This window comes from Burkholderia sp. Ap-955 (assembly GCF_011753045.1).
GTDB lineage: Bacteria > Pseudomonadota > Gammaproteobacteria > Burkholderiales > Burkholderiaceae > Burkholderia > Burkholderia lata_D.
In genome coordinates, this window is the sequence record NZ_VWWH01000173.1 from 1 (window position 1) to 5,480 (window position 5,480).

The window sequence follows — 5,480 nt, forward strand, 5'->3', positions numbered from 1 at the left end:
GGCTCGAGGCGCACCTGGACGCCGCGCCGCGTGCGTGGCCGCTCGACATCGTCGCCGCCACCGGCTCGACCAACGCCGACGTCGCCACCCGGCTCAAGGCGCTGCCGCGCTACGCGAACGCATTGCCCGCGCCGCTCGTGCGCGTCGCGTTCGAGCAGACGGCCGGCCGCGGCCGGCAGGGCCGCCCTTGGTTCGCGCAGCCCGGCAATGCACTGCTGTGCTCGGTCGGCTGCATCATGCCGCGCCCCGTCGAAGCACTCGGCGGCCTCAGCATCGCGATCGGCGTTGCGCTCGCCGAAGGGCTGGCCGCGCTGCCGCTCGACGCCCATACGCGCGTCGCGCTCAAATGGCCGAACGACCTGCTGCTGACCGCCACCGACGACGGCACGCCGCGCATCGTCGGCAAGCTCGCCGGGATCCTGATCGAAACCGCGTGGACCAGCGCCGACGCCACCGCCGTCGTGATCGGCTTCGGCATCAACGTGCGCGGCGCGGAGGCCGTCGCCGCGCAGGTCGACGCGCTGCGCGCGCGCGAAGCGACGCTCGCGAGCGGGCTGCCGCCCGCCGCGCTGTCGATCGCGTGCGCATCGGCCAACCTCACCGATACGCTTGCCGCGTCGCTGAACGCGCTCACGCCCGCGCTCGCGCAGTTCGGCGCCGAAGGGCTCGCGCCGTTCCTGCCGCGCTGGCACGCGCTGCACGCGTACGCGGGGCGCGAAGTCGTGCTGCTCGAACAGGGCGTCGAACGCGTGCGCGGCATCGCGACGGGCATCGACGCGACCGGCCAGCTGCTGCTCGATACGCCGGACGGCGTGCAGGCGATCGCCGCCGGCGACGTGTCGCTGCGCGAAGCGCAATGAACGAGCCGCACCTGCTGATCGACGCCGGCAACAGCCGGATCAAGTGGGCGCTCGCCGATGCGCAGCGCACGCTCGTCGAGACGGGCGCGTTCGGCCACACACGCGACGGCGGCACCGATCCCGACTGGTCGACCCTGCCGCGTCCGCGCGGCGCGTGGATCTCGAACGTCGCGGGCGCCGACGTGGCCGCCCGGCTCGACGCGCTGCTCGATGCACGCTGGCCGGGCCTGTCGCGCACGACGATACGCTCGCGTCACACGCAATGCGGCGTGACGAACGGCTATACGACACCCGACCAGCTCGGCAGCGACCGCTGGGCCGGCCTGATCGGCGCGCACGCGGCGTTTCCGGGCGAGCACCTGCTGATTGCGACGTTCGGCACCGCGACGACGCTCGAGGCGCTGCGCGCGGACGGCCGCTTCACGGGCGGGCTGATCGCACCGGGCTGGGCGCTGATGATGCGCGCGCTCGGCACGCACACCGCGCAGTTGCCGACGCTGACCACCGACATCGCGAGCGGCCTGCTCGCGGGTGTGCAGGCCGAACCGTTCCAGGTCGATACGCCGCGCTCGCTGTCGGCCGGCTGCCTGTACGCGCAGGCCGGGCTGATCGAACGCGCGTGGCGCGATCTCGCCGATGCATGGCAGGCGCCCGTGCGGCTCGTGCTGGCCGGCGGCGCGGCGGACGATGTCGCGCGTGCGCTGACGCTTCCGCATACGCGGCACGATGCACTGATCCTGTCTGGCCTCGCGCTGATCGCCGCGGAAGCGGCATCCGCAACGCCGACGCAGGCGTGACGGAAAAGCGCCGGCATCGCGCCGGCGCACGGCAACGCGCGCCCATGCGGGCCGGCGTCACGATGACGGTGAAGAACGGGCCGCGTCATGACGGCAGCCCGCACGCACGGTCAACGGAAGGAATGAGAAGGAACGAAATAGCCGGCCATGCGGCCGGCCCGATTCAATGACGTGAACCACGTCAAATGACGACGAGGAGTGTCGACGATGCTGCGCTGGCTGATCGCTGTTCTCTTTCTCGCCAACATGCTTGCGTTCGTGGTGACGCGCGGCGTGTTCGGGCCGCTGCCGGCAGCCGGCCCGCGCGAACCGGGCGTGCTGGCGCGGCAGGTACGGCCCGATGCGCTGCGCGTGACGCCGCTCGCACAGGCCACCGACCAGCCCGTCATCGGCAGCCCGATCGCGCCGCCGGCCGTCACGGCCGAGCCGCTCGCGGCGTCCGCGCCCTGACCGAGCCGGGCCGCGCTCAGGTCTGCTGCGCGCGCACCTTCTTCAGCAACGCGGTGGTCGAGCGATCGTGCTCGAACGGAATCGCCAGCGCCCGGCCACCCCAGCCACGCACCAGCGCCGATTCCGGCAACGCATCCATGTCGTAGTCGCCGCCTTTCACGAGGATGTCCGGCCGGACGGCCTCGATCAGCGACACGGGCGTCTTTTCCTCGAACGTCACGACCCAGTCGACGCTTTCCAGCGCCGCGAGCAGCGCCGCGCGGTCTTCCTCGCGATTGATCGGACGGTCGTCGCCCTTGCCGAGCATGCGTACCGACGCGTCGCTGTTCACGCCGACGATCAGGCATGCGCCGAGCGCTTTCGCGTCGGCGAGATACGTGACGTGGCCGCGGTGCAGGATGTCGAACACGCCGTTGGTGAACACGACGGGCGACGGCAGCGACGCGCGCAGGGCGACGAGGGCATCACGGGTGATCAGCTTGCGTTCGAAGGTGGCGGACATGATGGAAGTCGGACGGAATGGGCAACGGCGCACGCGGCGGCGGCGCCAGATAAAAAGCCCGCCGGACTGACCGGGCGGGCTTCATGCAACGGGTGCGACATCGCGCAACGCGGCCGGCGCGATTCACGCCGGCTGCGGCGCCAACCGGCCTCAGGCCGGCTGCGCGGCCGACGACGGGCCGCTTTCGGCCTGCAGGCGGCCGGTGACTTCCTTGCGGTAGCGGTTCAGCTCCTGTGCGGTCGCGAACGTGCGCTCGAACAGGATCGACAGGTTGTGCAGGATCCGCTCGACCACCTTCTTTTCCCACTCGCCGTCGAAACGGATCTGCTCGTCGAGCCAGCGCTCGAGCCATTCCGGATCGGGCAGGCGCGACTGCACGGTGTCGCGCGGGAACAGCGCCTGGTTCACGTGCAGGTTGGTCGGGTGCAGCGGCTTCTCGGTGCGGCGCGCCGACGCCATCAGCACGCCGATCTTCGCGAACGCGGCACGTGCGACGTCGCCGCAGTTGTTCAGCGCCTTCTTCATGTAGCGCAGGTACGCGCCGCCGTGGCGTGCTTCATCGCGCGAGATCGTTTCGTAGATCTGCTTGATGACCGGCTCGGTGTGCCAGTCGGCCGCGCAACGGTACCAGTGGTTCAAACGGATCTCGCCGCAGAAGTGCAGCATCAGCGTCTCGAGCGGCGGCGCCGGGTCGAACTGGAAGCGCACCGCGTGCAGTTCCTCTTCGGTCGGCACCATGTCCGGCTTGAAGCGGCGCAGGTATTCCATCAGCACGAGCGAATGCTTCTGCTCTTCGAAGAACCACACGCTCATGAACGCGGAAAAGTCGCTGTCGTGCTGGTTGTCGCGCAGGAACATTTCCGTCGCGGGCAGCGCCGACCATTCGGTGATCGCGTTCATCTTGATCGTCTTCGCCTGCTCGTCAGTGAGCAGCGAAGCGTCGAACTTGTCCCACGGAATGTCCTTCTCCATGTCCCAGCGGACGGCTTCGAGCGATCGGTAAAGTTCCGGATAAAGCATCGTGTTCATGATGGTCCCACCCCTGTTCTGCGCAATGCGACTTCTCTAAACGTGACTGTTGCCGCGCAAGCACGCCCGAGCGCGCTTTTTGCAGCCAAGACTGTAATTTTACGCGGGAAACCGACCCGCCGGACGGTGATTCCTCGTCCAGCAGCCGGGCGGCCGCGCCGCCGCCGTTGCGGCATGCCGCAACCACGCTCCGCGAACGGAACCGGCTGCACACTTGCCTGAGTGGGGACCGGCGCTGGCCGGCTCGTTGGCGCGCCCGTCCCCTGCCCCAGGCGGGTTCCCCGAAAGGTCCCGTGCGGATGCCGGATCGGCGGGCTGCTCGATATGGTGTATACGGCGGCGGCCATGATATCACGCGTGCATGACGGTTCCGAGACGCCTGCCCGGTCGTGCGCCGCCAATTTCGGTGCGGCGATCGGTCGCGGGCGACCGTCGCGAAAACGCAACCTTACATTGTCCTGCAAGCATCAGACCCGTATTTCGCCGGTCGCGAGGCCGTCTTCCGGCGGCATGCCGGCGGCCGGCGCGCTGCCGCCGTCCGCCTGCGCGATCCACCCGGCCAGCGTGTCGCGCTGCGCGCGCCCGTCGCGATAGCCGAGCTCGATCAGTTCACGCGTAAACGCCTCCTCGAACAGCAGGTAACTCGCGAACGACGCGCCGGCCGGCTGGCTGCCGCCGATCGCGCCGAGCAGCCCGCGCATCGTCGCCGGCATCTGCTTCAGGTGCTTCGCGGCGATCAGCTCGATGCGCTCGGACGGCGCGATCGCGAGCACGTCGACGTGCCGCCAGCCGCTGTCCATCTCGACCTGGTGCGGCAGGTGCTCGATCATTTGGTTGATGTGCTCGATGCGCTCGATGTCCGAGCCGATCGAGTCGAGGAACACGCTCGCGAGCACCTGCTGGCCGATCTGCGCGGGCGTCGGGTAGCCGCGTACCAGCCCCGCGCCGTTCGCGGCCGGAATCTCGGGCCGCGGGTCGGCCGCGCCGACCACGACGATCCGGTCCGCGCCGAAGTGGATCGCGGGCGACAGCGGTGCGATCTGCCGGATCGACCCGTCGCCGAAGTATTCGATCTGCCCGTCGAGCACGAGCGGCACGGCCGGGAACACGAACGGAATCGCCGACGACGCGAGCAGGTGCGACGCCGACAGGTCGACCAGCCGCGCGGTGCGCTGCGCGCGCCGCCACGCCTGGATCGGCTGGGCCGCCTGGTAGAACGTGAGGTGCCGCCCGCTCGAATAGCTGAGCGCCGTCACCGCGAGCGCGTGCAGCAGGCGCGCCTCGAGCATCTGTTCGATCCGGTGGAAACTCAGCTCGCGCTGCAGCAGATGGGCGAGCGGCGCGTTGTCGAGCAACCCGCGCGGCGAACGGCGGGCCGCCCAGCCGAAGGTCATCGCCGCGAGCCAGCGCGCGCCGGCGGCCGCGATACCGAGCCAGTCGGTGCGGTACACGTAATCCGCGCGCAACGGCTCCCAGAATTCGAGCAGGCGCCGCACGCCATGGGAAAAGTCGTCCGCGTGGCTCGCGATCGACGTCGCGTTGATCGCGCCGGCCGACGAGCCGCACACGACCGCGAACGGCAGCGTGTGCCGCTGCGGATCGGCTTCGAGCGCGATCTCGGCCAGCGCCTTCAGCACGCCGACCTGATAGGCGGCACGTGCGCCGCCTCCCATCAGAACGAGCGCGAGCCGCATGATCGACCTGCTACCTGCGCCGCGTCACGTCGAGCGCTTCGGCGGACGGGTTTCGGGCGACGATGCGGCTGCCGCGCGCGCCGCGGCCGAACCGGCCGCACCGGCCGACTTCGCGCGCTTCGCGGCAGGCTTGCGCGGCGCGGCGGCG

6 protein-coding genes are annotated in these 5,480 nt (G+C 70.2%); 3 read left to right on the forward strand and 3 right to left on the reverse strand.

What is annotated here, in order from left to right:
• The 3 genes from F3J15_RS36750 to F3J15_RS36760 all read left to right on the forward strand — a co-directional run.
• A partial coding sequence (locus tag F3J15_RS36750) for a biotin--[acetyl-CoA-carboxylase] ligase (protein ID WP_166897626.1) occupies positions 1 to 860 on the forward strand: 860 nt, incomplete at its 5' end.
• Positions 857 to 1,657 (forward strand): type III pantothenate kinase, encoded by an 801-nt coding sequence (locus F3J15_RS36755; protein WP_166897630.1) that lies wholly within the window; start codon positions 857 to 859, stop codon positions 1,655 to 1,657. The genes F3J15_RS36750 and F3J15_RS36755, both read left to right, overlap by 4 nt.
• A gap of 207 nt (positions 1,658 to 1,864) precedes the next feature.
• A complete protein-coding gene (locus F3J15_RS36760) occupies positions 1,865 to 2,107 on the forward strand; it encodes a hypothetical protein (protein WP_069249376.1) in 243 nt (80 codons plus the stop codon).
• A 16-nt stretch (positions 2,108 to 2,123) separates the two neighbouring features.
• On the opposite strand, the gene rfaE2 is transcribed toward F3J15_RS36760, so the two are convergent.
• The 3 genes from rfaE2 to F3J15_RS36775 all read right to left on the reverse strand — a co-directional run bounded on the left by rfaE2 (position 2,124) and on the right by F3J15_RS36775 (position 5,332).
• Complete coding sequence (gene rfaE2 / locus F3J15_RS36765) at positions 2,124 to 2,609, reverse strand: D-glycero-beta-D-manno-heptose 1-phosphate adenylyltransferase (RefSeq protein ID WP_166897633.1); 486 nt, start codon at positions 2,607 to 2,609, stop codon at positions 2,124 to 2,126.
• 150 nt (positions 2,610 to 2,759) lie between these two features.
• Positions 2,760 to 3,638, reverse strand: a complete 879-nt coding sequence (locus F3J15_RS36770; protein WP_034189181.1) for a diiron oxygenase — start codon at positions 3,636 to 3,638, stop codon at positions 2,760 to 2,762.
• A 467-nt stretch (positions 3,639 to 4,105) separates the two neighbouring features.
• The gene (locus F3J15_RS36775; RefSeq protein ID WP_166897636.1) at positions 4,106 to 5,332 is read right to left on the reverse strand and encodes a patatin-like phospholipase family protein; all 1,227 of its coding nucleotides are present in this window, start codon (positions 5,330 to 5,332) and stop codon (positions 4,106 to 4,108) included.
• Positions 5,333 to 5,480: the final 148 nt, after the last annotated feature.